The sequence below is a fragment of the Rhodococcus sp. NPDC003348 genome (assembly GCF_053589375.1).
Map to the genome: position 1 here is coordinate 1 of NZ_JBSFRT010000049.1, position 26,756 is coordinate 26,756.

At 70.4% G+C, this 26,756-nt stretch carries 26 protein-coding genes, 1 pseudogene and 1 riboswitch; of the genes and pseudogenes, 7 read left to right on the forward strand and 20 right to left on the reverse strand.

Annotation, left to right across the window (positions count from 1 at the left end; all coding sequences use genetic code 11):
• Nucleotides 1–34: 34 nt before the first annotated feature.
• From ACWDU4_RS24375 to ACWDU4_RS24390, 4 genes and pseudogenes are all read left to right on the forward strand, one after another.
• Nucleotides 35–802, forward strand: a pseudogene (locus ACWDU4_RS24375) (malate synthase G); the annotation flags it as partial.
• 126 nt (nucleotides 803–928) lie between these two features.
• A complete protein-coding gene (locus ACWDU4_RS24380; RefSeq protein WP_450116517.1) occupies nucleotides 929–2,716 on the forward strand; it encodes a substrate-binding domain-containing protein in 1,788 nt (595 codons plus the stop codon).
• Between the two features lie 3 nt (nucleotides 2,717–2,719).
• On the forward strand, nucleotides 2,720–3,880 hold the full coding sequence (locus ACWDU4_RS24385; protein WP_450116518.1) for a metallophosphoesterase: 1,161 nt from the start codon (nucleotides 2,720–2,722) through the stop codon (nucleotides 3,878–3,880).
• A gap of 130 nt (nucleotides 3,881–4,010) precedes the next feature.
• Nucleotides 4,011–5,810, forward strand: a complete 1,800-nt coding sequence (locus tag ACWDU4_RS24390; protein WP_450116519.1) for an N-acyl-D-amino-acid deacylase family protein — start codon at nucleotides 4,011–4,013, stop codon at nucleotides 5,808–5,810.
• Between the two features lie 31 nt (nucleotides 5,811–5,841).
• Here the strand turns inward: ACWDU4_RS24390 and ACWDU4_RS24395 are convergent, their stop codons facing one another.
• The 14 genes from ACWDU4_RS24395 to ACWDU4_RS24460 all read right to left on the reverse strand — a co-directional run bounded on the left by ACWDU4_RS24395 (nucleotide 5,842) and on the right by ACWDU4_RS24460 (nucleotide 17,831).
• Nucleotides 5,842–6,015 (reverse strand): hypothetical protein, encoded by a 174-nt coding sequence (locus ACWDU4_RS24395; protein WP_450116520.1) that lies wholly within the window; start codon nucleotides 6,013–6,015, stop codon nucleotides 5,842–5,844.
• Between the two features lie 121 nt (nucleotides 6,016–6,136).
• Nucleotides 6,137–8,995 carry an aminomethyl-transferring glycine dehydrogenase gene (gene gcvP / locus ACWDU4_RS24400; RefSeq protein WP_450116521.1) on the reverse strand — a complete coding sequence of 953 codons (2,859 nt, stop codon included), beginning with the start codon at nucleotides 8,993–8,995 and terminating at the stop codon, nucleotides 6,137–6,139.
• Nucleotides 8,996–9,153: 158 nt separating this feature from the next.
• A riboswitch (glycine riboswitch) is annotated at nucleotides 9,154–9,250 on the reverse strand.
• Nucleotides 9,251–9,364: 114 nt separating this feature from the next.
• A complete protein-coding gene (locus ACWDU4_RS24405; protein ID WP_450116556.1) occupies nucleotides 9,365–9,904 on the reverse strand; it encodes a MerR family transcriptional regulator in 540 nt (179 codons plus the stop codon).
• A 302-nt stretch (nucleotides 9,905–10,206) separates the two neighbouring features.
• Entirely contained in the window at nucleotides 10,207–10,680 is a 474-nt protein-coding gene (locus ACWDU4_RS24410) for a bifunctional nuclease family protein (RefSeq protein WP_450116522.1), read from the reverse strand.
• Between the two features lie 98 nt (nucleotides 10,681–10,778).
• Nucleotides 10,779–11,522 (reverse strand): transcriptional regulator FtsR, encoded by a 744-nt coding sequence (ftsR, locus tag ACWDU4_RS24415; RefSeq protein WP_450116523.1) that lies wholly within the window; start codon nucleotides 11,520–11,522, stop codon nucleotides 10,779–10,781.
• On the reverse strand, nucleotides 11,522–12,001 hold the full coding sequence (garA, locus tag ACWDU4_RS24420) for a glycogen accumulation regulator GarA (protein ID WP_450116524.1): 480 nt from the start codon (nucleotides 11,999–12,001) through the stop codon (nucleotides 11,522–11,524). The genes ftsR and garA overlap by 1 nt, the downstream gene beginning before the upstream one ends.
• A 166-nt stretch (nucleotides 12,002–12,167) precedes the next feature.
• On the reverse strand, nucleotides 12,168–12,572 hold the full coding sequence (gcvH, locus tag ACWDU4_RS24425; RefSeq protein ID WP_450116525.1) for a glycine cleavage system protein GcvH: 405 nt from the start codon (nucleotides 12,570–12,572) through the stop codon (nucleotides 12,168–12,170).
• Nucleotides 12,573–12,632: 60 nt separating this feature from the next.
• Nucleotides 12,633–13,391, reverse strand: coding sequence for a DUF881 domain-containing protein (locus ACWDU4_RS24430; protein WP_450116526.1), 759 nt, complete (start codon nucleotides 13,389–13,391; stop codon nucleotides 12,633–12,635).
• Between the two features lie 15 nt (nucleotides 13,392–13,406).
• Nucleotides 13,407–13,784 (reverse strand): small basic family protein, encoded by a 378-nt coding sequence (locus tag ACWDU4_RS24435; RefSeq protein WP_450116527.1) that lies wholly within the window; start codon nucleotides 13,782–13,784, stop codon nucleotides 13,407–13,409.
• Entirely contained in the window at nucleotides 13,781–14,665 is an 885-nt protein-coding gene (locus tag ACWDU4_RS24440; protein ID WP_450116528.1) for a DUF881 domain-containing protein, read from the reverse strand. Before ACWDU4_RS24440 ends, ACWDU4_RS24435 begins: the two co-directional genes overlap by 4 nt.
• Nucleotides 14,662–15,315: a CDP-alcohol phosphatidyltransferase family protein gene (locus ACWDU4_RS24445; RefSeq protein WP_450116529.1), complete on the reverse strand. Its 654-nt coding sequence runs from the start codon at nucleotides 15,313–15,315 to the stop codon at nucleotides 14,662–14,664. Before ACWDU4_RS24445 ends, ACWDU4_RS24440 begins: the two co-directional genes overlap by 4 nt.
• Before the next feature lie 102 nt (nucleotides 15,316–15,417).
• Entirely contained in the window at nucleotides 15,418–16,455 is a 1,038-nt protein-coding gene (locus ACWDU4_RS24450; RefSeq protein WP_450116530.1) for an SMP-30/gluconolactonase/LRE family protein, read from the reverse strand.
• 18 nt (nucleotides 16,456–16,473) lie between these two features.
• Nucleotides 16,474–17,133, reverse strand: a complete 660-nt coding sequence (locus ACWDU4_RS24455; RefSeq protein WP_450116531.1) for an NUDIX hydrolase — start codon at nucleotides 17,131–17,133, stop codon at nucleotides 16,474–16,476.
• A gap of 53 nt (nucleotides 17,134–17,186) precedes the next feature.
• Nucleotides 17,187–17,831 carry an NUDIX hydrolase gene (locus tag ACWDU4_RS24460; protein ID WP_450116532.1) on the reverse strand — a complete coding sequence of 215 codons (645 nt, stop codon included), beginning with the start codon at nucleotides 17,829–17,831 and terminating at the stop codon, nucleotides 17,187–17,189.
• A gap of 108 nt (nucleotides 17,832–17,939) precedes the next feature.
• Between ACWDU4_RS24460 and ACWDU4_RS24465 the strand changes: the two genes are divergently transcribed.
• Nucleotides 17,940–18,779: an SGNH/GDSL hydrolase family protein gene (locus tag ACWDU4_RS24465; RefSeq protein WP_450116533.1), complete on the forward strand. Its 840-nt coding sequence runs from the start codon at nucleotides 17,940–17,942 to the stop codon at nucleotides 18,777–18,779.
• Nucleotides 18,780–18,790: 11 nt separating this feature from the next.
• Here ACWDU4_RS24465 and thiD read toward each other — a convergent pair whose 3' ends face one another.
• Nucleotides 18,791–19,600, reverse strand: a complete 810-nt coding sequence (gene thiD / locus ACWDU4_RS24470; RefSeq protein WP_450116534.1) for a bifunctional hydroxymethylpyrimidine kinase/phosphomethylpyrimidine kinase — start codon at nucleotides 19,598–19,600, stop codon at nucleotides 18,791–18,793.
• Nucleotides 19,601–19,780: 180 nt separating this feature from the next.
• Between thiD and ACWDU4_RS24475 the strand changes: the two genes are divergently transcribed.
• Nucleotides 19,781–20,797, forward strand: coding sequence for a Rieske 2Fe-2S domain-containing protein (locus tag ACWDU4_RS24475; protein ID WP_450116535.1), 1,017 nt, complete (start codon nucleotides 19,781–19,783; stop codon nucleotides 20,795–20,797).
• Complete coding sequence (locus ACWDU4_RS24480; RefSeq protein ID WP_450116536.1) at nucleotides 20,794–21,426, forward strand: cysteine hydrolase; 633 nt, start codon at nucleotides 20,794–20,796, stop codon at nucleotides 21,424–21,426. The genes ACWDU4_RS24475 and ACWDU4_RS24480 overlap by 4 nt, the downstream gene beginning before the upstream one ends.
• 81 nt (nucleotides 21,427–21,507) lie before the next feature.
• Here the strand turns inward: ACWDU4_RS24480 and ACWDU4_RS24485 are convergent, their stop codons facing one another.
• The 5 genes from ACWDU4_RS24485 to ACWDU4_RS24505 form a co-directional block, all read right to left on the reverse strand.
• Nucleotides 21,508–21,810 carry a hypothetical protein gene (locus ACWDU4_RS24485; RefSeq protein WP_450116537.1) on the reverse strand — a complete coding sequence of 101 codons (303 nt, stop codon included), beginning with the start codon at nucleotides 21,808–21,810 and terminating at the stop codon, nucleotides 21,508–21,510.
• A 55-nt stretch (nucleotides 21,811–21,865) separates the two neighbouring features.
• On the reverse strand, nucleotides 21,866–23,377 hold the full coding sequence (locus ACWDU4_RS24490) for a class I adenylate-forming enzyme family protein (RefSeq protein ID WP_450116538.1): 1,512 nt from the start codon (nucleotides 23,375–23,377) through the stop codon (nucleotides 21,866–21,868).
• Between the two features lie 10 nt (nucleotides 23,378–23,387).
• Nucleotides 23,388–24,941, reverse strand: a complete 1,554-nt coding sequence (locus tag ACWDU4_RS24495; RefSeq protein ID WP_450116539.1) for an aldehyde dehydrogenase family protein — start codon at nucleotides 24,939–24,941, stop codon at nucleotides 23,388–23,390.
• A gap of 11 nt (nucleotides 24,942–24,952) precedes the next feature.
• Nucleotides 24,953–25,762 carry an NAD(P)-dependent oxidoreductase gene (locus tag ACWDU4_RS24500; protein WP_450116540.1) on the reverse strand — a complete coding sequence of 270 codons (810 nt, stop codon included), beginning with the start codon at nucleotides 25,760–25,762 and terminating at the stop codon, nucleotides 24,953–24,955.
• A gap of 142 nt (nucleotides 25,763–25,904) precedes the next feature.
• Nucleotides 25,905–26,693 carry a TetR/AcrR family transcriptional regulator gene (locus ACWDU4_RS24505; protein WP_450116541.1) on the reverse strand — a complete coding sequence of 263 codons (789 nt, stop codon included), beginning with the start codon at nucleotides 26,691–26,693 and terminating at the stop codon, nucleotides 25,905–25,907.
• Nucleotides 26,694–26,756 lie beyond the last annotated feature (63 nt).

Sequence of the window (26,756 nt, forward strand, 5' to 3'; positions counted from 1 at the left end):
GGCGGTTGGCTGATGGGAAGCGAACGGTCATCCCATGGAGGCCGGCGCGATGGTGCGCAAGGCCGAGATGAAGAAGCAGCGCTGGATCGCCGCCTACGAGGACTGGAACGTCGACACCGGCCTGGCCGCCGGTCTGCAGGGCAAGGCGCAGATCGGCAAGGGCATGTGGGCGATGACGGACCTGATGGCCGACATGCTCGAGCAGAAGATCGGCCACCCGAAGTCCGGCGCCAACACCGCGTGGGTGCCGTCCCCGACGGGCGCCACCCTGCACGCCACCCACTACCACCAGGTGGACGTGTTCGCGGTCCAGGACGAGCTGAAGGGCAAGCCGCGGGCCACCGTCGACGACATCCTCACCATCCCGCTGGCCCCGTCCACCGACTGGTCGGACGCCGAGAAGCGCGAGGAGCTCGACAACAACTGCCAGTCCATCCTCGGCTACGTGGTGCGCTGGATCGACGCCGGCGTCGGCTGCTCGAAGGTGCCGGACATCCACGATGTCGCGCTCATGGAAGACCGTGCGACGCTGCGGATCTCGAGCCAGCTGCTCGCCAACTGGCTGCGCCACGGCATCGTCACCGAGGACGACGTCGTCGCCTCGCTCGAGCGGATGGCCCCGGTGGTGGACCGGCAGAACGCCGGCGACGCCACCTACCGGAACATGGCCCCCGACTTCGACTCCAACATCGCCTTCCAGGCGGCGAAGGAGCTGATCCTCGAGGGCGCCAAGCAGCCGAGCGGCTACACCGAGCCGATCCTGCACCGCCGCCGCCGCGAGTACAAGGCCGCCAACGCCTGATCCGGCTCGGTCGACCGACCGCACCGCCGTCCGAGACCCTCGGACGGCGGTGCCGTCGTTCACGGCCGCCCCCGCGGCGACGCTCGTCCGTCAGGCATGTCTCCGGGCGTCCGTAGACTGGCCGCCGTGGGTCAACATCGCGGCAGTGGAGACGGCAGTGGCAGCGGCGGATTCCGGGGCGTCAGCAAAGGCCCGGTGATCGCCGTCGGCACGGTGCTCGTCCTCCTTCTCGCCGTGCTCGGCTGGTTCCAGTTGCGGGACAGGATCTCCGACCAGGGTGACCAGGCGGCCCGCACCTGCGTCGAGGGAGAGGCGAGCCTGAACGTCACCGCGGATCCCGACATCGCCGCGGTGGTCCGCGATCTCGCCGCCGGATACACCGACACCGCGCCGGTGGTCCGCGACCACTGCATCACCGTCACCGTCACGGACGAGCCGTCCCGGGTCACGGCCGACACGCTCGCCGCGAGCGCAGGCGGAGCATGGACTGGCCCGACTCCCGCACCGGCACTGTGGATTCCGCAGTCGAGCTGGTCGATCTCCACGTTGAACGCCCATCCCGGGATGATCGACGGGCAGCCGAAGCCGATCGCGTCCGCGGCGGTCGTCATCGCCGCGCCGACCGTGGTGGCGCAGGCGATGTCGCGCCCCCTCGTCGGATGGCAGGACCTGCCGCGCATGCAGTCCGATCCGGAGGCGTTGACGACGGCGGGACTGCCGCGCTGGGGCACACTCCAACTGGCGATGCCACCGGACTCCGAGCCGACGATGCTGGCCACCGAAGCCGTCGCGGCCGCGGTCGCCGGGGCAGGCGCGGGACCGGTCACGGCCGAGCAGGCGTCGTCGCCCCCAGTCAGGTCGGCAGTGACCACCCTCGCCCGCGGCTCCGCGGCAATCCCCGATTCGCCGTCGACCACCGCGGACGCCCTGGCCGCCCTCGGCGCGCAGAAGGAGCCCCGCAGCGGTGCGCTGCACGCGGTGCCCGCCACCGAGCAGCAACTGGCCGCGGCGATCGCGGCGGGCGCGCAATTGCGTGAGGTCGTCCCCGCCGGCGCCACCCCGGTCGCCGACCACCCCGGTGCGGTCCTCGCGGCGGCCTGGACCGACGAGACCCAGCGCCGGGCCGCCGCCGACTTCGCCGACTTCCTCCGCCAACCCGAGCAAGCGGACGCGTTCGTCGCCGCCGGGTTCCGCGCCGGTGACCGTGCCCCGGCCTCGACACCGGAGGTCGCCTACGCGCCGATCCAGACCCCGCTGGTGCCTGCCGCCCCGGAGGTGTCCGCGGAACTGCGGCAGATGATCGCCGCGCCGACGCGGCCCGGCCGGACGACGCTGCTGCTCGACGTCTCGCGCTCGATGAGCAATGTCGAGGGGTCGGGCACCCGGCTGGCGAACACCGTCGCCGCGCTCACCGAGGCGGTCCGCGCCACCTCGGACGACGCGGAACTCGGCCTGTGGGTGTACTCGCGCGGCCTCGACGGGTCGAAGGCCTACAAGGTGCTCGTGACCACGGGACCGGTCGACGAGAGCGTCGGCGGTGTCCCGCGCAGGCAGGCGATCGCCGATGCTCTGGCGGCGGTGACGCCGGCCACCGCGACGTCCACGTACCCCTCGGTGCAGGCCGCCTACTCCAGCGCGGTGAGCAGCTATGCCGCGGACCGGCCGAACTCGGTGCTGCTGGTCACCGACGGACCCAACGACGACACCAGCATCAGCAGCAGCCAGTTCCTCCGGTCGATCGCAGGAACCGCAGACACGGCAGCACCCGTCCGCGTCGACGTCGTCACCATCGGCGAGAACTCCGACGCGACCACCCTCACCCAGCTGGCCGAACGGACCGGCGGGACGATGACGGCGGTGCCGAGTTCGGACGCACCGGAACTCGCGCAGGCATTCACGTCGATGATGCGCTGAGCAATGCTGCGGATCCTCCTGTTCGGTGTGCTCCTGGCGCTGCTCACCTGGTGGCTGTATCGGCGCCTGACCCGTCCGACCGCGCTGGGTGCCCACGGCCGACGCGCCGTCGCCACGGCCCTGGTCGTGCTCACGGCGCTGGCCGTTGTCGCGGCGGGCACCGGTGAGGTCTTCGATCCGACGTGGGCCAGGGTGCCTGCGTTCGCCGGTTGGGTGTGGCTGGCCGTGGTGCTGTACCTGACGCTCGGCCTCGCCGCGATCGCGGTGGGCGCCGGTCTCGCACGACGGCTCCGGACGTCACGGGCCGACGACCCGCCCGCCGACCCGTCACGGCGCCGCGTGCTGCAGGGCGCCACCGCCGCCGTGGTGGTCGGCTCGCTGGGCGCGGTTGGATACGGCGTCGCCGAGGCCGCGTCTCCCCGCGCGGTCCAGGTCCGGATTCCGTTGCGCCGCCTGCCCGCCGAGTTCGCGGGCACCCGGATCGCGCTCGTGACGGACCTGCACGTCGGACCGGCACGCGGCGCCCCGTTCACCCGCCGCGTGGTCGACGCCGTCATGGCCCGGCAACCCGACCTGATCCTGCTCGGCGGCGACCTCGTCGACGGCACCGTCGCGAAGGTCGGCTCGGCGTTGACCCCGCTCGCGGATCTCCGTGCACCGCTGGGAGTCTTCGGGGTCAGCGGCAATCACGAGTTCTATGCCGGTGACGGTGGCCGCTGGCTCGACCTGTGGGACCGGCTCGGCATCCACACCCTGCGCAACTCACGCGTCGAGTTGCGACGCGGCGGAGCGGTGATCGACCTCGCCGGGGTGCACGACCACAGTTCAGCCGCCCCGTTCGCGCCGGATCTGCCCGCCGCGTTGGCCGGCCGCGACCCGGAGCGCGCGGTCATCCTCCTCGCCCATCAGCCGAAGCAGGTGGAGCAGGCCGCCGAACTCGGCGTCGACCTGCAACTGTCCGGGCACACGCACGGCGGCCAGATGTGGCCGTTCCGCCATCTGGTGCCCCTGCAGCAACCATCGGTGACCGGACTCGACCGATTCGACGAGACCGTGCTCTACACCAGCCGCGGCGCGGGCGCGTGGGGGCCACCGGTACGGATCGGGGCACCCCCGGAGATCACCTTCGCCGAACTGGTGCGAGGACCCGCGGGCGCAGGCTGAACGCGCCCGGTGGACGTTCGGTGCACGGGCGGCACCGGGGCCCGTCCGGAACCGAATTCGGTTGTCCCGATTCGGGGCGTGGCACCCTCGGTTGATTGCTACCTTTCGAGAAAACCGGGAGGTGGACACCATGCAGACTTCAGACGCACCATTCGACCTCGTCGTGCGCGGCGGGCTCTGGTTCGACGGCACCGGCGCGCCCGGCGCTGTACGCGACCTCGGCATCCGCGGCGGGCGGGTGGTCGAGGTCAGCTCAGCTCCGTTGCCCGCAGGTCCGGACACCGAGGTGGTCGAGGCCGCCGGCCAATGGGTGATGCCGGGATTCATCGACGTCCACACGCACTACGACGCCGAGGTGCTGGTGGCGCCCGGGCTGAACGAATCGGTCCGGCACGGCGTGACCACGGTGCTCGTGGGGAACTGCTCGCTGTCGACCGTGTACTCCGACCCGGTCGACATCGCCGACATGTTCAGCCGCGTCGAGGCGTTGCCCCGCGAACACGTTCTGCCCGCGCTCACCGACGGAAAGTGCTGGCGGACACCGCAGGAGTACATCGAGGCGATCGAGGCCCTACCGCTCGGCCCGAATGTCGCTTCCTTCCTGGGGCATTCGGACGTCCGCGCCCATGTGATGGGCCTGGGCCGGTCCACCGATCCCGGCCAGAAGCCGGACCGCGCCGAGATGCGGAAGATCGAGCGTGCCGTCGAGGACGCCATCGACGCCGGGTTCCTGGGGCTGTCCACGATGACGAATCCCTGGGACAAACTCGACGGCGACCGCTACCGGTCCCGATCACTGCCCTCCACCTACGCCCGGTGGAGCGAATTCCGGCGCCTGCACCGGGTGCTGCGTCGGCGGGGCGCCGTCCTGCAGACGATCCCGAACCTGAACACCAAGTACGACATCGTGTTCTTCGCGGCCGCAAGCACCGGGATCCGGCGCAAGCCGCTGAAGCTGTCGGTCCTCGCAGCCGCCGACCCGAAGGCCGAACCGTGGCTGTACCGCATCTTCGGTCCGATCGCGCGGCTGACGAACGACCTCGGCAAGGGCGCGCTGCGCTGGCAGCACCTGCCGACACCGTTCCAGGTGTACTCGGACGGCATCGACCTCGTCGTGTTCGAGGAGTTCGGCTCCGGTCGGGCCGCCCTGCATCTGAAGGAGGAGATGGGGCGTAACGACCTGCTGCGCGACGAGTCGTACCGGCGGTGGTTCCGCCGTGACTTCGAGAAGAAGTTCTCGTCCCGTATCTGGCACCGCGACTTCGACGACGCCCACATCACCGAGTGCCCGGACGACACTCTCGTCGGCAAGACGTTCGGGCAGGTGGCGCGCGAGCGGAACCTGCATCCGGTGGACACCTTCCTCGATCTCGTCGTCGAGAACGGCACCGCGATCCGGTGGACCACCGTGATCACCAACCACCGACCGGAGATCCTCAACCATCTGATCCGTCAGCCGGGAGTCACCCTCGGCTTCTCCGATGCGGGCGCGCACCTGCGCAACATGGCGTTCTACAACTACGGCATCCGGTTCCTGCGCCGCATCCACGAGTTCGCGGGCCGCGGCGAACCCGTGATCCCCACCGAGACCGCGGTGTACAAACTGACCGGCGAGATCGGGGACTTCTACGGCCTCGACGCGGGACGGCTCCGCAAGGGCGACCGCGCGGACCTGGTTGTGATCGACCCGGCCGGGCTCGACGAGGAAACCGAACGCTATGCGGAAGCACCGATGGCGGAGTTCGGTGGTCTGCGCCGCATGGTCAACCGCAACGACCGGGCGGTCACGGTCACCGCGGTCGGCGGCAGGGTCGTCTACCGCGCCGGCGAATTCACGCCGGGGTACGGGCGGACCGCGGCCACCGGACGTTTCCTCCGCGGCGGCGAGGCCCACGGCACCGTCCGGGAGGCTCCGGCGCCCGTGCAGTGAGCGATTCGGCGTCGGCGTGATCGCCGGTTCGTCAGAGGCACCAGCTGATGTCGGCGGACCCGGGCAGCGGCACGACGAAGCAGATGTTCAGCGAGCCATTGCCGAGCTCGCGCCGCTCGACGGCCGACGCCGACGGCGCCACCACTGCGCCGAGCGTGAGAACGGCCGCGGTGACGGCTAGGGCACGTGCGATCTTGGCAGGCATTTTCCCGACCTCCGTTGATGGGGTGAGGCGGGGACGGCGCCCCGCCGGGAGACGCGAGATCATCGTCCTCCCGGCGGGACGCCGCGCACAACGACCGTGAGCAACGCTCACGGCCGGGCGATCAGTTGCTGAACGCCTCGATCGGAGGGCACGAGCACACCAGGTTGCGGTCGCCGTGCGCCCCGTCGATACGGCGGACCGGCGGCCAGATCTTGTCGGCGGTCCCGGCCGGGAACACCGCCAGTTCCCGCGAGTACGGGTGGGTCCACTCGCCGACCAGGCAGGCCGCGGTGTGCGGGGCGCCGCGCAGCGGGTTGTCGTCCACCGGCCACTCCCCCGACCCGACGCGGTCGATCTCGCGGCGGATGGCGACCATCGCGTCGCAGAACCGGTCGATCTCGGCGAGGTTCTCCGACTCGGTCGGCTCGATCATCAGCGTTCCCGCGACCGGGAAGCTCATCGTCGGCGCGTGGAAACCGTAGTCCGCCAACCGCTTCGCGACGTCGTCGACGGTCACACCGGTGTCCTTGGTGATCTGCCGGAGGTCGATGATGCACTCGTGGGCGACCATGCCGTTCTCGCCGGTGTAGAGCACCGGGAAATGCTCGTCGAGCCGGCGGGCGATGTAGTTCGCGGACGCGATCGCGGTCAACGATGCCTCACGCAGCCCCGTGGCCCCCATCATCCGGATGTACGCCCAGGTGATCGGGAGGATCGACGCGCTGCCGTACGGCGCCGCGGAGACGGTGGGGCCGTCGCCGAGTTCCGGGGCGAGCGGGTGACCGGGCAGGAACGGCGCCAGGTGGGAGCGGACCGCGACCGGCCCGACTCCGGGACCGCCACCGCCGTGCGGGATGCAGAACGTCTTGTGCAGGTTCAGGTGGCTGACGTCGCCACCGAACCTGCCCGGCCGGGCCAGGCCGACGAGCGCGTTCAGGTTCGCGCCGTCCACGTACACCTGGCCCCCGGCGTCGTGCACGGCGGCACAGATCTCGGCGATCTCCTGCTCGTACACGCCGTGCGTGGACGGGTAGGTGATCATGATCGCGGCGAGGCGGTCGGCGTGGTCGGCGATCTTGGCGCGCAGGTCGTCGAGATCGACGTCGCCGTTCGGGCGGCAGGCGACGACCTCGACGCGCATACCGGCCATCACGGCCGACGCGGCGTTGGTGCCGTGCGCGCTCGACGGGATCAGGCAGGTGTCGCGATGGTCGTCGCCGCGCGAGAGGTGGTAGTTGCGGATCGCGAGCAGGCCCGCGTACTCGCCCTGGCTGCCCGCGTTCGGCTGCAGGCTCACCCGGTCGTAGCCGGTGATCGACGACAACCACGACTCGAGGTCCGCGACGATCTGCCGGATGCCGGGGGTGTCGTCGGCGGGCGCGAACGGGTGCAGACCGTTGAACTGCGGCCAGGTGATGGCCTCCATCTCGGCGGCCGCGTTGAGCTTCATGGTGCACGAGCCGAGCGGGATCATGCTGCGGTCGAGGGCGATGTCCTTGTCGGAGAGCTTGCGCAGGTAGCGCATCATCGCGGTCTCCGTGCGGTGGCTGGTGAACGCCGGGTGGGTGAGGAACTCCGTGGTCCGGGCCAACGGGGCGGGCAACGATTCCGGTGCGTCCGCGGTGAGGTCACCCGCGACCCCGAACGCGGCGAGGACCGACTGCAGGTGCGCGGTCGTGGTCGCTTCGTCGCACGCGACGGCGACGTGGTCGGCGTCGACGAGGCGCAGGTTCACGTTCCAGCCCTTGGCCGTCGAGACGACGTCGGCGGCGCGACCGGGGACGCGGGCGAGGACGGTGTCGAAGAACGCCTCGTGCACGACCTCGACACCACCGGAACGCAGACCGGCCGCCAGGCTGCCGGCGGCGGCGTTGACGCGCCGCGCGATCGCGGTCAGCCCCTCGGCGCCGTGGTAGCTCGCGTACATCGCGGCGACGACGGCGAGCAGCACCTGCGCGGTGCAGATGTTGGAGGTGGCCTTCTCGCGGCGGATGTGCTGCTCGCGGGTCTGCAGTGCCAGCCGGTACGCCTTGTCGCCGTCCGCGTCGACGGACACGCCGACCAGCCGGCCGGGCAGCTGCCGGGCGTGCTTGGAGTGCACGGCGAGATAGCCGGCGTGTGGGCCACCGAAGCCCATCGGGACACCGAAGCGCTGGGTGGTGCCGAAGCAGGCGTCCGCACCCATCTCTCCGGGCGGGGTGAGCAGCGTCAGCGCGAGCAGGTCGGCGCCGACCGCGACGAGCGCGCCGCGCTCGTGGGCGGCGGCGATGAGGGACGAGTGGTCGACGACCCGGCCGGACGCGCCGGGCAGCTGTGCGAGCACGCCGAAGAACTCGCCGTCGGGCAGGCCCTGGGTGAGATCTGCCTCGACGAGTTCGATACCGAGCGGGGTGGCCCGGGTCTCGAGGACGGCCCGGGTCTGCGGGAACAGGTCCGTGTCGATCACGAACCGCGCGGACTTCGACCTGCCCGCGCGCCGCAGCAGCGTCATCGCCTCGGCCGCGGCGGTGGCCTCGTCGAGCATCGACGAGTTCGCCACCTCCATCCCGGTCAGGTCGGAGACCATCGTCTGGAAGTTCAGCAGCGCCTCGAGGCGGCCCTGGCTGATCTCCGGCTGGTAGGGCGTGTACGCGGTGTACCAGGCGGGATTCTCGATCAGGTTCCGCACCAGCACCGGCGGGGTGAGGGTGTCGTGGTAGCCCAGACCGATCATCGACGTTGCGACGGTGTTGCGCTGCGCGAGCGCGGTCAGCTCGGCGAGCACCTCGTGCTCGGACACCGGTGCGGGCAGCGCGTCGAGGCCGGTGCTCACACCGTCGGTGACCGCATCGAGAATGCTGGCGGGGACCGCCTTACCCGCTAGGGCGTCGAGGTCGTCGACTCCGATCACGTGCAGGATCCGGCCGAGTTCGGCGTCGTCCGGTCCGATGTGACGCGCCGCGAACGCGGCACTGTCGAAGACGCTGGTCTGGTCGTGCAAGGCAACTCCCGCGGTGAAGGATCAGAGGGCACACCGTTCGGTGCGTTCCTCCCCCTCTGTCGCCTGCTCGTCAGAGCGCCTGAGAGATTCGGGTCGGCGGGGTGACCGTCCCTTTCCCCGTGGGCGGGTGGGTGCTCCCACCGCTTTCCAGAGGCGCCGGTGCCCGCACGGTCCCTGTTGCCTGAGAGATTGACGGGGAGGTGCTGCTCCTTCGGCGTCCGGACAGGTGCTCCGGAACTCTCCCGTACGGCGACGACGCACCCTGAATTCTAGGCGACGTTCGCCGAAACGCCGATGCCGCGGCGCCGCAGTGTGGCGAGCGCCACGCACGCCGGAAGCCCCCGGAAATCCCGGGGGCCCACCTGCGGGTCAGCCGATCTTGCGGCTGCCCCGGGTGCGGCGACGGGACGCGAGTTCGTCCTCCGGGCTCTGCTCGCTCTCGCCGCCGTCGGCACGCTCGGCCGGGAAGTCGGCGATGGTGCCGGTCAGCTCCCGCATCGCGCCGCTGACGGCGATGCCGAACACACCCTGACCGCCCTGCAGCAGGTCCACGACCTCCTCCGGAGAGGTGCACTCGTAGACGGTCGTGCCGTCCGAGAAGAGGGTGATCTTCGCGAGGTCCGCGACACCGCGCTTGCGCAGGTGATCGACCGCGACCCGGATGTTCTGCAACGAGATGCCGGTGTCGAGCAGGCGCTTGACGATCTTGAGGACCAGGATGTCCTTGAACGAGTACAAGCGCTGACTTCCCGAACCGGCCGCGCCGCGGATCGAGGGCACCACCAGCGAGGTGCGGGCCCAGTAGTCGAGCTGCCGGTACGTGATTCCGGCAATCTGGCACGCGATCGGGACGCGGTAGCCGACCAGCTCGTCGGGGACGGAGTCGTCGGGGAACAGTCCCGGCTGCACGTCGTCGACCTCGACGGCCGGCGCCTGGGCATCGACGCGCTGACGATCATTCGCGTCCTGCGGCTGATCTACCACTGACTGCTCCCTCTCACACGCAAATCCAAACCGTGGATTCATCGAAAAGCGTACGCCCACGTTGCTCAGTGGGCGTCCCGATGAATCACATGGTGCGTATTCATGACGGCCAGACGGTATGGGCCGACGGTCACACGGTCAACGCAACACGCCCAAAGTGATCCAAGCTTAGCTTGAAAATAGCTGGATTTGTGCAGGTGAGATGCTATCGATACCTGTGTCGAGACCTATCCGTCGGTGGCCTTGAAGTCGTCCGGGGAGACCGACTCGAGGAACTCCTTGAACTTCTCGACCTCGTCCTCGCGTTCGTCCGGCATCACCAGACCCGCCTCGGCGAGCACCGATTCCTCCGCGTAGATCGGCACCCCGGCCCGCAGTGCAATGGCCACCGAATCGGACGGCCGCGCCGAAACCGTGATGTTCCGGTCGAACACCAGGTCGGCGTAGAAGGTGCCCTCCTGCAGGTCCACGATCCGCACTTCGAGCAACCGGTGACCGAGCGCACCGATCAGGGTCGTGATGAGGTCGTGGGTCAGGGGCCGAGCCGGCTCGACACCCTGCTGTTCGAGGACGATCGCGGTCGCCTCGGTCTGACCGATCCAGATCGGCAGGTACCGGTCGCCGTCCGCTTCGCGGAGCAACAGCACGGGCGAGTTCTGCGGCTGCTCGACGCGGATTCCGATCACACGCATCTCACTCATCGCGCTCGCCTTCCGTGAAATCTGTTGCTTCGACCGATTCTATGCCGATGCGACGCACCGCGCCGATACCCATTCGGCGAGCCGCACCGCGACGACGATCAGCGATCCAGTGCGCCTCGGACGGCCGACTTCACCAGGCAGGTGTGCAGGGTCAGCGACAGTGCGGCGAGCTCGCGGACCATCTCCTCGGCCCGGTCCCGCGCACCCGCGTCGCGCCCCTTCGCGACCGGCCCGGCGATCTGCGCGACGAGCCCCGCCTCTCGGTCGGCGGCGAGCTTGAACGCCCGCAGATGCCGCACCTCGAGACCGAACCCCGACATCGCCTTCGCGGTGCGGGCGAGGGTGACCGCGTCCTCGTCGAAGAACCCCGCCGACCCGGGCACGATCAATCCGGCCCGGATCAGCTCGGTGAGGAAGCCCTCGTCGACGCCGGACCTGGCCAGCAGGTCGGTCCGGCTGATCCGGACCTCCCGGTCGGGTCGGAACTCCTCGGGCGAGACCTCGCCGGGGGCCACCGCCAGCACCCGCGGACGCCGCGGCGCGGCGTCCGGGGCGCCGACGACGGCGACACCGCTGTCGATGGCCTCGAGCTGTTCCTTGATCACCTTGAGCGGCAGGTACTGGTCACGCTGCGCGGTGAGTACGTAACGCAACCGCTCGCAGTCGGCGATCGAGAACCGCCGGTATCCCGACGGTGTGCGTTCCGGACTGATCAGGCCTTCCGCTTCCAGGAAGCGGATCTTCGAGATCGTGACGTCCGGGAACTCGGGGCGGAGCCGATCGAGGACGGAGCCGATCGACATCCCGCCCGCACCCTGGCTCCGCTGCCCGACCGCGGTCATCAGCTACCCGCACCCGCAGGCGAGTCACCGGCCGCGCCGCGAGGACCGGTCAGGAAGACCAGGCGGAACTTGCCGATCTGCACCTCGTCGCCGTTGGCCAGCGTCGCCGAGTCCACCGGCTCGCGGTTGACGTAGGTGCCGTTGAGGCTGCCGACGTCGACGACCTGGAACTCGTGCTGCTCGCGGCGGAACTCGGCGTGCCTGCGGGAGACGGTGACGTCGTCGAGGAAGATGTCACTGTCCGGGTGCCGTCCCGCCGACGTGGTCGGGTGGTCCAGCAGGAACCGCGATCCGGCGTTCGGCCCGCGCTTGACGACCAGCAGGGCGGAGCCGGCGGGCAGACCCTCGACACCGGAGACGGCCTGCTCGGTCGGCGCGGCCGTGGCGCCGTCCAGTTCGCTGAGGAAATCCGCTCGGAAAACCGACGTGGTCTCCGCGGGCGTCTCCCCGTAGACCGCGTCGCTGTCGTTGTCGCTCACCGTTTCTCCTCCTCAGTCCGATCGATTCGGGACTCCCCGAACAAATCTGTAGACACAATCACAACCGATCCGGATCTGCGCCCCGACACGGCGAATGCCCTTCCCCACGACCGTACCCTGCTGATGCCGGTCCGCGTAGGCGCTCTCGCCATGGGGCGCGTCGGGGTTAACCCCCGGCTACCTCCTGGTATGCGGCCGCGTCGAGCATCCCGGCCAGCGCAGCGTCCAGAGCCGCCTCGTCGGCGACCTCGAGATCGACCAGCCAGCCGTCACCGTACGGCGCAGAGTTGACCAGCTCCGGGCTGGCCTCCAGGTTCTCGTTCGCCGCAACAACTTTCGCGGTCAGGGGCGCGTAGATGTCGGACACGCTCTTGGTCGACTCGACCTCGCCGAAGGAATCTCCGGCCGCCACCTCTTCGTCGACGGCGGGCAGTTGCACGAAGACGACGTCCCCGAGCTGGGACTGCGCGAAATCGGTGATGCCGACCCGTACGGTGGTCGATCCCGTCCGCTGCACCCATTCGTGCTCGGCCGTGTAACGCAATTCGGCCGGGATGTTGGTGTCGCTCACCGTGTGGTCCTTTCGACGAGTGTCCGACGCCGTACAGAAGATCTGTGCGACAGCGGAACTTCAGTTTCCGGGCTGAGCGTATTGGCGAGGTTTCGCCTCTCGCAAGGCGGCGATCGTGACCTGCCCCGATTGTTCGACCGACACCCGGCCACCGCTGCGCGCGACGGTGTCCACGACACCACCCGGGATGTTCAGTGCGGCAGCGAGGGTCGGCGGGTCGCCGATCGCGGTGACGACGTACGGCGCGGCCAGCGCAGTGCCGTCGAGCTGCAGGTTCCCGGCCGTACCACTGACCCAGGAGTTGACGCCGACCCGGATCGGCGCGCCCTCGGCGCCCCGCACCTCGATCGCCTCGGCCCCGGCCGCCCGCAGCTCCTGAACCATGTCCAACATCACTTCCGAACCCACCCCGGAGGCGGGGTCGGTGACGGTCAGGACCACCCCGGGTCCGGTCGCCGCCGCCGCGCCGACCTGAATCGACAGGGCGGTCAGCCGGGCGTTCGCCTCCGCCAACGCGGCGTCGGAGCCGCCACCGCTGCGCTGCAGTGTCGAAAGGGTCTCCTGCAGCGAGGTGATCTCCTGCCGCAGCGCGGCCTCGCGCTGATTCAGGTTGTCGAGGATCACCAGCAGGTCCGCGGGGCGCGCCGAGTCCAGGGTGTCCCCCGACCCGGTGTCGCGGACCTGGGTGGCGATCGCGATGCCGAGCGCCGCCATCAGCAGCAGCGCCAGGAGCCCGAACACCACCTTCGATCGCCGCGCCGCGGCCGGTGTCGCGGTGTGCCACTCGTGCCTGCCCTCGGTCGCCACCTCAGTCCCCACCTCCCACGTCGACCCTCACGCCCCGAAGAGCCTGCGGCGCAAGGCCGCCGCGTTGCCGAAGATCCGGATGCCGAGCACGACGACGATCGCGGTCGAGAGCTGTGTTCCGACTCCGAGTTGATCACCGAGCCAGACGATCAGCGCCGCCACCAGCACGTTGAACACGAACGAGACGACGAACACCTTCGCGTCGAAGATCTCGTCGAGATACGCACGCAGACCACCGAACACGGCGTCCAGCGCCGCGACCACGGCGATCGGCAGGTACGGCTGGATCGCGTCCGGAACCTGCGGCCGGAACACGACGCCGGCCACGATGCCCACGATCAGTGCGAGCACCCCGTAGATCGCATAGCCGTTCTTGGCCACCTGCAGAGGTTTGACCGACTTCACTGACCCCTCACCTCTCGTGCACTGCGAATCTCCCTGGCCGTCGCGGCCGGGAGGCTGATCTCGTCGTCCTCGGCGACGTCGAATCCGGCACCGTACAGCTGCGCCACCCCGGACATCCGGAGGTAGGCGTCACTGACGACGAACCCGGTCTGCAACCTGGCCGGCGATCCGATCGCCGACACCACGTACGGCGACGGCACCGGCTGGTTGTCGACGAGCATCGCCCCGCCGGCCTGCCGGATCGTCACCCCGGGCCCGACCCGCACGTTCCCGACCGCGACCGCCTCGGCGCCGGCGCCCCACAGCCCGTTCACCACCGCCTGCAGGTCACGGTCGATGATCACCGGCTTCGCGCCTCCACCGGGACGGGAGCGGTCCGACAGGTCCGGCCGGGCGGCCGGGTCGGTCAGGGTGACGGTGATCCCGGGCCCGTGCACCGGGCCGAGCGCCGCGTCCTGTTCGAGGGCGGCGATCCGGCCCAGGACGGCGGCGCCCTGCGCGTCCCCGGCGAGCGCCTGGGTGCGCGCGGCGTCGGTGCGCGCGGTCAGGTCGTCCCGGGTGTTGGTGAGGTCGGTGCCGCGCGTTTCCGCCGCATCGACCTGAGTGAGGATGTCGCGGCGCACCTGCTCGGTGCCGGGGGCCCGGTCGGCCGCCTCGGCGAAGGCGATTCCGAAGATCAGGCCGAGAACCAGTGCGCCGCCCGCGCACCACACCCCGGCGCGCAGCGGCCGGTGCAGCGAGTGGCCGCGGGCGCGGTCCTCGGCGGCCGCGGCGTAGCCGGGGTCGAGCCCCTCCGCGAGCAGCGCCGTCAGCAGGGACGGCGTCGGATTGCGGCGCACCTGCGAGACCTCGGGCGTCACCGGAACGCCGCTGTCGTTCATGGTGATTCGACTCCCCGCCCGGCGCCGGCCACGACCGGCGTCACCTCACGGGCGACATTCCGGGCCGCCAGCAGGTACAGCAGCCCCGTCCACACGTACAGTCCCGTCCCCCACGCGAGCAGCGCGTACCCCCAGGCGTGCGCGAAGGGCGCGACGGCCCAGTCGCCCTGGGCGGCGAGCACGAGCGGCAGTGCGATCATCAGCGCGAACGTCGCGGCCTTGCCCAGGTACAGCACCGACGGCGGCGGCAGGCCGCGGCGGCGATAGATCTGCAGCGTCGCGGCGAGCACGAGGTCGCGCCCGATGAGCAGCGCCGTCACCCACCACGGGATCATCCCGCGGATCGAGAAGGCCAGCAGGGTGGTGACCACGTACAGCCGGTCGACCAGCGGGTCGAGCAGCGCGCCGAGCTTCGAGGTCTGGTTCAGCAGCCTCGCCAGCTTGCCGTCGGCCCAGTCCGTGAAACCGCTGAGGATCAGGATCGCCAACGCCCACCCGTCCGCGTGCGGCACGAGCAACAGGTAGGCGAACAGCGGCACGCCGATCAACCGCACCACACTGAGCAGGTTCGGCACGGTCAGCACCCGGTCGGTCACGACCGGCTCTGCCGCCGCATCCGCCTGCCCGCGTGGCAGGTCTCCGCTGTCCATGTCACTCCCACAGTCACTCGCCGCTTCGCCGACGTCCCGATTCCCCCGGGGCTGGTTCACCGGGGACTGGTTCACGGGGTCGGGGCGATCCGCTAAAGACTGTCACACGGGCGGGCGGGGTGCCGGGATGCGGGCCACCCCGTCGGCGGTGAGGCTGCCCAGATACAGCGACCCGCCCGACTCCCGCACACCGGTCACCGGCGAATAGCCGCCCTCGGGGCCGCGCAGGTTGTGCCGGATGCTCCCGCGGGCGTCGAGGCCGAGGACCCACGCTCGCCGCTCGGGATCCGGCTGTACCCGGTCCGACAGGTTCGCTGCGAGGATCCGCAACGCGGGGTAGGGCGCCATCAGGTCGAGCAGGCGCATCCGGGGACTGTAGAGCGCCACCCAGAAGATGCCCGCGTCGGTCTGGGAGGTCACGTTGTCGGGCAGGCCGGGCAGGTTCTCGACCCAGGTCGACACCCGCCCCGCCGAGGGGCCGGTCAGGTCGACCCGACGGATCGCGTAGCCCCCGGTCTCGGCGACCAGGACGTACGACTCGTCGGCGGCGAGACCCACCCCGTTCGCGAACTGCAGGCCGTCGGCGAGCAGGTCCGTGTCGCCGGTGGCCGGGTCGAAGCGGATCAGCCGGCCGGTGCCGCGATGTTCGAGGACGTCGAGCCGGTGTTCGGGGATGGTGAACTTCGCGGACGAATCGGTGAAGTAGACCACGCCGTCCCGTCCGACGGCGGAGTTGTTGCACGCGATCAGCGGTTTGCCGACCGCGCGGTCCGTCAGTGTCTCGATCCGGCCCCGGTCGTCGACCCGCAGGACGCCACGCTCGGCGTCGCACACCAGGTACCGACCGTCCGCGAGGATCTCGATGCCCAGCGGGCGGCCGCCGGTGTCGGCGACCCGTGCGACGCGGCCGGGGCCGTCGTAGCGCCAGACGGCGCCGTCGACGGTGCCCGTGACGAGCCTGCCCTCGTGATCGACGGCCACGTCCTCCGGCCCCGCCGTGCCGGGTGTCGGCCACCGCTCGAGGTCGTCGAATTCCGGTGCCGGATCGGGGATCTCACGGGGCGGCCTCGGCGCCCGCCACGCGACGGGGTCGACGCCGGTTCGGTCGAGTCGGGCAAGGACGTCGCGTGCGAATCCCATGCACCCACGGTAATCGGGTCAGCGCGCCGCGAAGTCGGGTTGCGCATATCCGGCCACCCGGGTGTCACGGCCGTGGATGGCGACCTCCCGGAACTGGTGGATGATCGCGGCGGTCGGGGCGTGCATGGCGCCGCCGCGGAACGGCCAGCGCAGCATGGGCAGGGCGTCGGCCGGTGCGTCCGGCACCGGTTCCAGCAGCGGGTCGACGTCGACCTCGGCCATCGTCACCTCGAACACCGACGCGACCTCGTCCGGGTTCGGGGTGATCGGGCCGGGGAGCCCACCGACCCACACCACGACGGGGGTGATGACGTATCCGGACCGCGTCACGTAGTCGTCGAGGAGGCCGAGAACGCTCTCGGCGGGCGCCTGGACACCCAGTTCCTCGGCGAGTTCCCTGACCGCGGCCTGCTGCGGCGACTCCCCCGGATCGACCCCGCCGCCCGGAAGCGCGAACTGGCCTGCGTGCGCCCGCATCTTCGGGGGCCTCCGGGTGAGCAGCAGTCGCGCGCCTGCGCTGTCGGTGATCACGGCCAGCGCGACGGCGGCCCGTCGTCCACCGGTGTCCGGAGCGGCGATCCGGTCGAACGCCGCGACCCGGGCGGCGCACCCCTCTCGGGTCAGGGCGGGCCCGTCGCCCGCGGTTCGTCCGTCGCCCTGTGGGATGCTCGCGTCCATCAGCCGACGGTAACCCCGAGACGGTGACATCCGCTCACGACCCGGCGCGCGTGTCACCGCGCCGCGAAGTCCGGCTGGGTGAACGCGGCGACCCTGGTGTCGCGACCGTGCAGGGCGATCTCCCGGAACTGGTGGATGATCGCCGCGGTCGGCGCGAAGAGTTGCTCGCCGCGGAACGGCCACCGGAACAGCGCCTCGGTCTCACCGGGCAGCGGTCGCCGCACCGGCTCGGTGTCCAGTTCGGCCTCGGTCACCTCGAACACCATCGCCACCTCGTCCGGGTTGGGCCGCAGCGGCGCGGTGAGCGCGCCGACCCACACCACGACGGGGGTCATCACGTACCCGGACCTGGTGACGAAGTCGTCGAGGACGCCGAGCACCGCGTCCTCGCCCACCGCCACCCCGAGTTCCTCGTCGAGTTCGCGCAGCGCCGCCTGCTCGGGCGTCTCGCCGGGATCGATGCCGCCGCCCGGCAGCGCGAACTGTCCCGGGTGCGCACGCATCCTGCTCGGCCGCAGCGTCAGCAGCAGGACCGGACCGTCCGCGCGGTCGACGACCGCGAGGGCGACCGCAGCACGGCGGTCACCGGTGTCGGGCGCGGTACGGACCTCGAACCGCTGCAGCGCGTTCGCGCACCGGTCCCTGGTCAGCCCCGGCCGGGTGTCGTCCACTGCCGATCTCGCCGCGTTCGCCGTCATCGGTCGACAGTAGCCGGGCGGGACGTTTCATCCGCCCGTTCCACGGGCAGTGCAACGGGGGTACGTTGACTGTGCATCGCTCGTCGCCCTCACGGAACCGAGATCGCAATGAAATCGGTTGCGGCGTTCGTCGCCGCCCTCGTCCTCGCCGGGATGCCCCTCGCCCGGGCCGACACCCCGTCGCCGCCCGTGGTGTACGTGGCGCTCGGCGACTCGTTCTCGGCCGGTCCCGGCATCGCTCCGAATCTCGTGGTGACCGGCTGTCTGCAGTCCGCGGTGAACTATCCGCACCTCGTCGCCGCGGCGTTGCACGCCGCCGCGTTCCGGGACGTCACGTGCAGCGGGGCCACCACCGGCGATCTCTGGCAGAGCCAGTCCCCTTCGCGCCCGGCACAATTCGATGCACTCACCCCGGACACCACCCTCGTCACGGTCGGCATCGGAGCCAACGACGTCGGCCTGGTGCCGCTCGCGGTGGGGTGCCTGAACGTCGGGCCGCCCCCGTACGGCCGGTCGTGCGCGGCCGCGCGCACCACCGACGGCGCCGACAGCCACGCGGAGCGGGCCGACCGGCTCGCCGCGACGTATACGGCCGTGATCGGCGAGATCCGGAGCCGAGCCCCGCGGGCGCGGGTCCTGCTGGTCGGATACCCCACCGCGATCCGGCCGGGCGGCTGCCCGGGGATCCAGCCGGTGTGGCCGGTCGACGCCGACTACCTCGAGTCGCTGATCGTCCGGCTGAACGCGGCGATGGCGACCGGCATCACGAACGCCACGTTCGTCGATCTATTCCCGTCCACTCGCGGCCACGACGTGTGCGCGCCGCCGCAGCAGCGCTGGATCGAGGGCGCGATCCCGACCTCGGTCGCGGCGCCGATTCCGCTGCACCCGAACGCCGCCGGTCACGCAAACGCGGCCGCGCAGGTGCGCGCGGCCGCGGCCCGCTGACGAACGGTCGCTCAGGCGAGGGCGTCGACGTACGCGCCCTGCCACACGGTGTCGAACGGGGTGCGCGCCGAGACCCGGCCTGCGATTCCGGCGGTGACGAATTCCTTGGCGAACTCGACCGCGGACGCCACCTCGACGCCCTTGGCGAGTTCGGCGGTGATCGCGGCGGCGAGCGTGCACCCGGCACCGGAGACCCGCTCCTGCCCGACCTTGGGGGCCCGCAGGACGGTCACCTCGGTGCCGTCGAAGAGCACGTCGACGGCGTCGTCGCCGGCCAACTCGACGCCGCCCTTGGCGATCACGTAGCGCGGTCCGAGATCGTGGATGCGACGCGCCGCCTCGATGAGTTCGTCGACGGAGCCGATGGCCTCCATACCCGCGAGCGTGCGGGCCTCGAACAGATTGGGTGTGACGACGGTGGCGAGCGGCAGAATCTGCTCACGCAGTGCCGTGTCGGTGTCGAGGGCTGCACCGGGCTCCTGACCCTTGCAGATCAGGACCGGGTCGAGGACGACGTGCCGCCAGGACTGGCGACGCAAACCGGCCGCGACGACCTCGATGGTGGCCGGGGTGCCGAGCATGCCGATCTTGACGACGTCGAGGTCGTGCGCGGCGGTCGCGGCCTCGATCTGGTCGGCGATGACCTCCGGTGCGATCGGAACGAACCGGTGCGCCCACCCTGCCTTCGGATCGAAGGACACGATGCAGGTGATGGTGCCGACCCCGTAGACACCGAGTTCCTGGAAGGTCTTCAGGTCGACCTGGAGACCCGCTCCACCGGTGGCTTCCGAACCGGCGATGACATAGGCGAGGTCGACCACGAATGCTCCTTCGAGAACGAGTACGGCTGCGACTCCTTTCAACCCGGGCGTCGCAGCGTTCGAGGATAGTCGTGCTCCGTTCTCCCGCAGGCGGGAGGTCCGGCGGCCGCACTCGACATCCCGCTATCGTAAGTATTACCGTATGTCCAACTACAGCGATGTCGATCGGGAGGCGTGCGCGTGAAGGTTCCGTTCACCTGGAAGGTCACGGGATGGTTCGTGATCGGGTGGTCCGCCGAGTTCCCCACCGGCGAATCACGGGCTCTGCACTACTTCGGCGAGGACCTGGTCGCCTATCGGGACGAGGCAGGCGATCTGCATGTGATGACGGCCCACTGCAAACACCTGGGTGCTCATCTCGGCCACGGCGGCAAGGTCGTCGGCGACTGCATCGAGTGCCCGTTCCACGGATGGCGCTGGGGCCCGGACGGCTCGAACAAGTACATCCCCTACCAGCCGGACCGCCCCAATCGCACGCAGAAACTGCGCGTGTACCCGGTCGAGGAGCAGCACGGTGTGGTGTTCATGTGGTATCAGCCCCAGGGTGGAGCGCCGCAGTGGAAACTCCCCGACATCTTCACCAAGTTCCCGGAGTTCGAGAGCGGCCCGGACTCGTACTACCGGCCGTTCCCCGAGTTCTCCCGGCGCGCCGAACGGGAGCCGGTGCACCCGCAGGTCGTCGCGGAGAACGGCCCGGACAGTTCGCATTTCCGCTATGTGCACGGCGCGTCGGTGACCCCGGTGTGCCTGGACTGGGCAGCGGTCGACAACGAGTGGCGCTTCCTGACCGGGTGGCCGGATGCCCGCAGTGACGACCCCGAGACGATGGCGTTGCGCATTCACAGCCACTTCTCCGGGCTGGGATTCGCGATGAGCGTCTTCGAGGGCGCTCAGAACCACCGGCTCATCTTCGCGTGCACACCCGTCGACGACGAGGTGTCCGATCTCTTCTACTCGATCTGGTGGCCGCGCGTTGCCGGCGACGTCTCCGACGTTCCCCCCGAGGAGGTGCGGGCCGAGGTGGAGCGGCGGTTCCTGGTCACTGTGTTCGAGGACCTCGACATCTGGCGGTACCAGGTCTACGTGGAGAAGCCGCCACTGGCCGCCGTTGACGCCAAGCCCTATCTGGCCATGCGGGAGTGGGCCAAGCAGTTCTACGAGGTGGAACCCGAGCCCGCCGTGGCGAGCGCACCGTGAGCCCGGCGCGCCCGGGCGTGACCGATCTGGTCACACCGGGCCACACCGCACTGGTCACGCAGGAGTGTCAGTGCGCGGTGGTCGGCCCGGACGCCGGCCTGCCCGCCCTCGCGGTGGAGGCCCGCCGGGAGGCCCTGCCGAACATCGCCCGCCTGCTGCCCGCGGCACGGGCCGCGGGCGTGCAGGTGGTGCACTGTCTGGTGCAGCGCCGCGCCGACGGCCGCGGTTCCAACACCAACGCGGCCCTTTTCGACATCGGGCGGGCGGGGGTCGACATCGAGCCGGGCGGCGTGGGAGCGTCGCTGCTCCCCGAGTTCGGCCCCGATCCGAGCGATCTCGTGCTCACCAGGACGCACGGTCTCGGCCCGATGGGCGGGACCGATCTCGACGCGGTCCTGCGCAATCTCGGGGTGTCGACGATCGTGGCGGTGGGGGTGTCCCTCAACGTCGCGATCCCGAACCTGGTGATGGACGCGGTGAATGCCGCGTATCGGGTCGTGGTGCCTCGTGACGCGGTCGCGGGTGTTCCGGCCGACTACGGGCGCGCGGTTCTCGACAACACCCTGGCGGTGCTCGCGACGCTCACGACGACCGACGATCTGGTGCGCACCTGGCGGGGCTGTTCCTGACCGGTGCGGCGGCGCGCCACGCGAGCGCCGAGACATCGCCGCGGATGCACCCGCCGGCCGGGGCATCCGCGGCGGCGCTCGTCAGTCGCTCGCCGGCAGCGCCTTCGCCGCCTTCAACTGCATCGGCGTCTCGCCGACCGTGAGCGTGCCGTCACCCGGCTTCGTCACCAGGACCTCCGCCCCGGACTCGTCGACGTAGCGCTTGCCGAGGGCGTTGCCGGCGCGGAGGTGCTCGTCGATCGTCGCACCGGCCGTCTTCGCCTCGCCGACCGCGACCATCGGGCTCCCACCGCACCGCAGGTCGTCGAACCGGTCCGTCGACCTGATCACGATCACCTGGGTGTCACAGACCTGGCTCTCGAATCGGGTACCGCTCTTGATCATCTCTCGCCTCCTGTGGTCATCTCTCGTGGTTCCGGGATGTGGTGCTTCCGCGGGCTCAGACCGGGGTCACGTCCGGCTCGGCCGAGCGCAACTCGTCGACCAGGGCGCGGCGCAACACCTTTCCGGTGTCGGTGGTGGGCAACTCGGCACGAAAGACCACCCGGTCCGGGGTGCGTGATCCCCGCAGTCGCTCTCGAACCCAGGTGCGCAGGGCCTCGGTGTCGGGTTCGCCCGGCCCGGCGGGGACCACCACCGCGACGATGATCTGCCCCCACTGCTCGTCGTCGAGGCCGAGAACGGTGACGTCGCGGACGTCCGGGTGGTCTACGAGGACGTTCTCGATTTCGGCCGGTGCGATGTTCTCGCCGCCGCGGATGATGGTGTCGTCGGCGCGGCCGACGACATACAGGTACCCGTCCGCGTCCACGCTGGCGTGATCCCGGGTCGGGAACCAACCGTCCGCGTCGAGGACGGAGCCGATGCCCGTGTAGCGGCCCGACACCTGGGATCCTCGGACGAACAGTTCCCCCACCTCGCCGGCGCCGAGCACGGTTCCGTTCTCGGCCCGGATCTGCAGTTCCACACCGGGAACCGCGCGGCCCACCGATCCGAGGCGGGCGGCCAACGCGGGATCGGATCCCGCACTGCGGTGGTCGTCCGGTGTCAGAACCGCGATGGTCGACGACGTCTCGGTCAGTCCGTATGCGTTGACGAGCCCGACCTCGGGCAGCAGGCCCATCGTGCGACGCACCAGTGGCAACGGCACCCGGGATCCGCCGTACGCGAGTGTCCGCAGCGACGGCAACCCCGTGGGATCGTGCTCGAGTGCGGAGACGATGCGGTCGAGCATGGTGGGGACGACGGTTGCGCTGGTGACCTGCTCGCCTCGGACCAGCCGGACCCAGTCCGCTGCGTCGAATCGCCTCTGGTACACCATGGTTCGGCCGGCGTAGAGGTTCGACAGTGAGGCCCCGACACCCGCGATGTGGTACGGCGGGACGCAGATGAGCGCAGCGTCGCCGGGTTCGGCGGAAGCGAAGTCGACCGTACCCATGACGTAGCTGGTGAGGTTGCTGTGACTGAGTTCGACCGCCTTGGGCTGCGAGGTGGTGCCGGAGGTGAACAGCACGACCGCGGGCCGCTCGGGATCGACCGGCACCGCCTCGGCACTCGGCGCGTCGGCGGCCCTCGTGGCAGCGAGGAATTCGTCGGTGTCGATGATTCGCGCGTCAACGCCACCGAGGGCCTCGCGGTACTCGCGGTCGGCGACGACCAGCGGCGAGGGCAGGCGTTCGATCAGTTCGCACAGTCCGCGCTCGCCGAGCCGGTAGTTCAGCGGGGTCAGGGCGAGGCCGGCGCGCGCGGCCGCGAACAGCAGCACCGGAAGTACCGTTCCGCCGGTGCCGACGTGCACGACGTGCCGAACACCGGTGGACGCGATCAGCGCCGCGCCGCGGTCGGCCATCCCGTTCAGTTCCGCGACAGTCGTGCGGTCGCCGTCGCTGGACACCGCAATCCGGCCGGGGTCCAGGTCGGCGGACATCTCGAGGAGCAACGAAATACTCACGGGCACAACCTCACTGCAGATGGTCGGTGAACGCGGTGGAGTCACCGCGCCCGGCGGGGCGGGTGGTGCGGCGGGCCCGAGCGAGCCGCCAGGCGACGCGCAGGCGCGCCGCCCACACCGCGGCTGATGCCCCGGAGCGCATGGCCCGGCCGAACGGCGGGACGGCGCTTCCGGTGGTCACCATGAACGGCAGATCGCTCGCGACGACGGTCCGGTGGTGGGTGAAGGTGTCGAACCCGGCCTTGCCGTGGTAAGCGCCCATGCCACTGTTGCCGACCCCACCGAAGGGCGCGCCGGCCGGCACCATCTGCAGGCCGAACTCGTTGCGCGCGACGCCGCCGCTGCGAGTCCGGTCCACGAAGCGGCGGAACTCGGTTCCGTCCGGACCGAACCAGTAGGCGACGAGGGGTGCCGGCCGGGCGTTGACGTAGGTGATCGCCTCGTCGACGGAACGGTACGGCAGCACCACCAGCACCGGGCCGAAGACCTCCTCGTGGGCGATGGCCATCGAGTCGTCCACGCCGCGCACGACGGTGGGCGCGATCTTGCGACGGTCACGGTCCGGCAGCGTCTCACCGACCGGGGCGGCGGTGTCCACGTGCGCCCCTCGTGCGCGGGCGTCCTCGACGAGTCCGACGACACGGTCGAAGTTCGCGATGTTCACGGTGGCGGGGTACTCGTCGTTGTCGACGATCGTGGGGAACACCTCGCCGAAGGTGCGCATTGCCTCCGCGACGAACGCGTCGACGGCAGCTTCCGGCACCAGGACGTAGTCGGGGCAGATGCACACCTGTCCGCCGTTGACCATGCGAGCCCGCGCGATTCGGGAGGCGGATCGGGTGATGTCCGCGTCCGGCGCGACGACGACCGGGTTCTTTCCGCCCAGTTCCAGGGTGACGGGGACCAGGTTCTCGGCAGCCGCCCGCTGCACCAGCCGGCCCACCCGAGGGGAGCCGGTGAAGAAGAGGTGGTCGAAGGGCAGGGCCGCGAACTCGGCCGCCACCCGCGCGTCGCCGGTGACCACGGCGACCTCGGAGTCGTCGAAGTAGCGCGGCGCCAGGGAGGCGAACAGTTCCGCGGTGTGTTCGGTGACCTCGGACATCTTGATCATCACCCGGTTGCCTGCGGCCAGCGCGGCCGCGGCGGGCAGCACCACCAGGTGCAGCGGGAAGTTCCAGGGACCAACGATGCCGACCACGCCGAGCGGGGTGGGCCGGACCCGGGCCCGCAGCCCGACCGGGCCTGCGGCCCGCATGTGCGTCTCGTCGCGCATCCACCGCGGCAGGTGGGAGCGGGTGTGTTCGATCACCGACAGCATCCCGATGATCTCGGTGAACAGCGTCCCGGTCCGTGATCGGCTGCCGAAGTCGGCGACCAGCGCCTCGACGAAGGCGTCCGCGTTGTCGAGGACGAGGGCGACCAGCCGGTCCATGCGGTGGCGGCGCACCGCGAGTGTGGGCGGACCCTCGGCCAGGAAGGCGCCCCGCTGACGTTCGAGGATCGGGCGCAGAGTGGTGGCACCGTCCCGTTCTGCGGTGACGGTTGGTTTGTCGGTGGTGGTCATGATTCCGCCGATCAGGAGAGGGACAGCGGACCGTCGGCAACGACGGTCCGCAACCAGCCGAGCTCCACTCCTGCGTCGTCGGCGGCGTCCACGCAGGCCGCGACATCCTTTCGCAGGAATGGGCCGGCGACCTTGCCGAACTTCTCCAGGCTGCCGAGCAGCCGGACCGAGGAGGATGCATGGCTGCGTCCGCTGCAGACGGTGAGCGCGTCGAGGAACGCCGCGTCCTCGACGCCCAGTCGCGCGCCGAGATCGAGTGCGGCCGCGACGAGTTGGGCGTTTCCGGCGAAGAGCAGGTTGTTGACGAGCTTGAGGGACAGTGCGGTGCCGAGGCCGCCGGTGTGGATGACGTTGCTGCTGTAGGCCTCGAGTACCTTCTGGGCGCGCTCGGCGGCCGCGGTGTGCCCGCCGAGGAGGACCGTCAATCGGCCCGCCGCGATGTCCTCGGCGGAGCCGCTGATGGGGCCGTCGAGCAGGACCGGACCGTCCGGATGCTGCGCTGCCAGCCCGGTCACCGTGCCGATGTTGCCGGTGGTGTGGGACACCACCACCGCACCCGGTTCGGCATTGGCGAGAATCCCGTCGGGCCCGCCTGCCACGTCCAGGAGTTGCTCGTCGGAGAAGAGGCAAGCGATGACGATGTCACTGCGCCGGGCCAACTCTGCCGGGCTGTCGACAAGCGCCACACCGCGAGCACCGAGCCGTTCCCGCACCTCCGGTCGCCGCGCGTAGAGGTTCACCTCGTGCCCCGCATCCAGGAGCCGAACAACCATCGGCTCCCCCATCTGACCTGCTCCGACGAAACCGACCGTCTCCGCCACCGCTGCTCCCCTCACTGCTCCGGCCGTGGCTGTCCGCCACGGCTACGGTCGGCACCACCCCTCGCGCCCAGATGCCGAATTAATTACCGTAAGCCCGACCGTAACAGACCGGGAGGCGACGCGGAACGGTTCACCGGACCGCTCAGGCGCGAACACCCACCCGACCCCGAACCGGCCCGCTCGGCGCCCCCTGCGCACCGAGCAGACCGGCAGCACGGTCGAGGATGCAGACGAGTCCGTACTCGAAGTTCCGATCGTCCGGCGCGGCGCCGGTCCGCCCCTGCGCCGCAGCTTCGGCGAGCAGCGGTGTGCCCTCCGGCGTGATGTCGAGATCGTCGTAGTACGCGTGCGAGTCGGGGTCCGCCTCCTTCACCTTGTCGCCGAGCCGGGTGAGCACGACCGAACCGCGCACGTGCAACTGGACCGCCGCGACGGTGTCGAAGGCGTCCGCCAGCGACAGGCCGGCGTCGACCAGATCGGCGACGATCGTCTCGATGTAGCGGGCACCCAGCTGGCCGTGGACGGGACTGAGCGTCGAGCGGATCAGGATCAGGTCGATCAGGATCGGGTTCGCCAGGAAGGTGGCGCGCATGCCGCGAGCGAAGCCGGTCAGCACCCGACGCCAGCCCCCCACGTCGGAGGCCGCACCATCGCCGGCCAGAGCCGGGGCCACACTCAGGTACTGACGGACGGCCCGCTCGGTCATCGCGTTGAGAAGGTCGTCCTTCTTGCGGAAGTACCAGTAGATGCTGGTCACCCCGACGCCGAGGTGCTTGCCCAGCATCGGCATGCTCAGGTTGTCGATCGACACCCGCTCGGCGAGCTCGAACGCGCCCGCGATGATGTCGTCCGGGTCGATCGAACCCCGTTCCCGGCGTTGCCTTTTCGGCGGCCGGCTCTGCCGCGCCGACCCGGAATCGCGCTTGACCATACTCTTCACACCTCCGCCGCGCCGTCGTGTCCGGCACGTCACATGCAGTTACCGTAACCCATA

What these genes read in the sequence shown, in the direction of transcription:
- ACWDU4_RS24385 (WP_450116518.1), top strand. Translation starts at nt 2,720, where the DNA reads ATGCTGCGGATCCTCCTGTTCGGTGTGCTCCTGGCGCTGCTCACCTGG.
- ACWDU4_RS24390 (WP_450116519.1), top strand. Translation starts at nt 4,011, where the DNA reads ATGCAGACTTCAGACGCACCATTCGACCTCGTCGTGCGCGGCGGGCTC.
- ACWDU4_RS24395 (WP_450116520.1), bottom strand. Translation starts at nt 6,015, where the DNA reads ATGCCTGCCAAGATCGCACGTGCCCTAGCCGTCACCGCGGCCGTTCTC.
- ACWDU4_RS24410 (WP_450116522.1), bottom strand. Translation starts at nt 10,680, where the DNA reads ATGAGTGAGATGCGTGTGATCGGAATCCGCGTCGAGCAGCCGCAGAAC.
- ftsR (WP_450116523.1), bottom strand. Translation starts at nt 11,522, where the DNA reads ATGACCGCGGTCGGGCAGCGGAGCCAGGGTGCGGGCGGGATGTCGATC.
- ACWDU4_RS24440 (WP_450116528.1), bottom strand. Translation starts at nt 14,665, where the DNA reads ATGAACGACAGCGGCGTTCCGGTGACGCCCGAGGTCTCGCAGGTGCGC.
- ACWDU4_RS24445 (WP_450116529.1), bottom strand. Translation starts at nt 15,315, where the DNA reads ATGGACAGCGGAGACCTGCCACGCGGGCAGGCGGATGCGGCGGCAGAG.
- ACWDU4_RS24450 (WP_450116530.1), bottom strand. Translation starts at nt 16,455, where the DNA reads ATGGGATTCGCACGCGACGTCCTTGCCCGACTCGACCGAACCGGCGTC.
- ACWDU4_RS24455 (WP_450116531.1), bottom strand. Translation starts at nt 17,133, where the DNA reads ATGGACGCGAGCATCCCACAGGGCGACGGACGAACCGCGGGCGACGGG.
- ACWDU4_RS24460 (WP_450116532.1), bottom strand. Translation starts at nt 17,831, where the DNA reads ATGACGGCGAACGCGGCGAGATCGGCAGTGGACGACACCCGGCCGGGG.
- ACWDU4_RS24465 (WP_450116533.1), top strand. Translation starts at nt 17,940, where the DNA reads ATGAAATCGGTTGCGGCGTTCGTCGCCGCCCTCGTCCTCGCCGGGATG.
- ACWDU4_RS24485 (WP_450116537.1), bottom strand. Translation starts at nt 21,810, where the DNA reads ATGATCAAGAGCGGTACCCGATTCGAGAGCCAGGTCTGTGACACCCAG.
- ACWDU4_RS24495 (WP_450116539.1), bottom strand. Translation starts at nt 24,941, where the DNA reads ATGACCACCACCGACAAACCAACCGTCACCGCAGAACGGGACGGTGCC.
- ACWDU4_RS24505 (WP_450116541.1), bottom strand. Translation starts at nt 26,693, where the DNA reads ATGGTCAAGCGCGATTCCGGGTCGGCGCGGCAGAGCCGGCCGCCGAAA.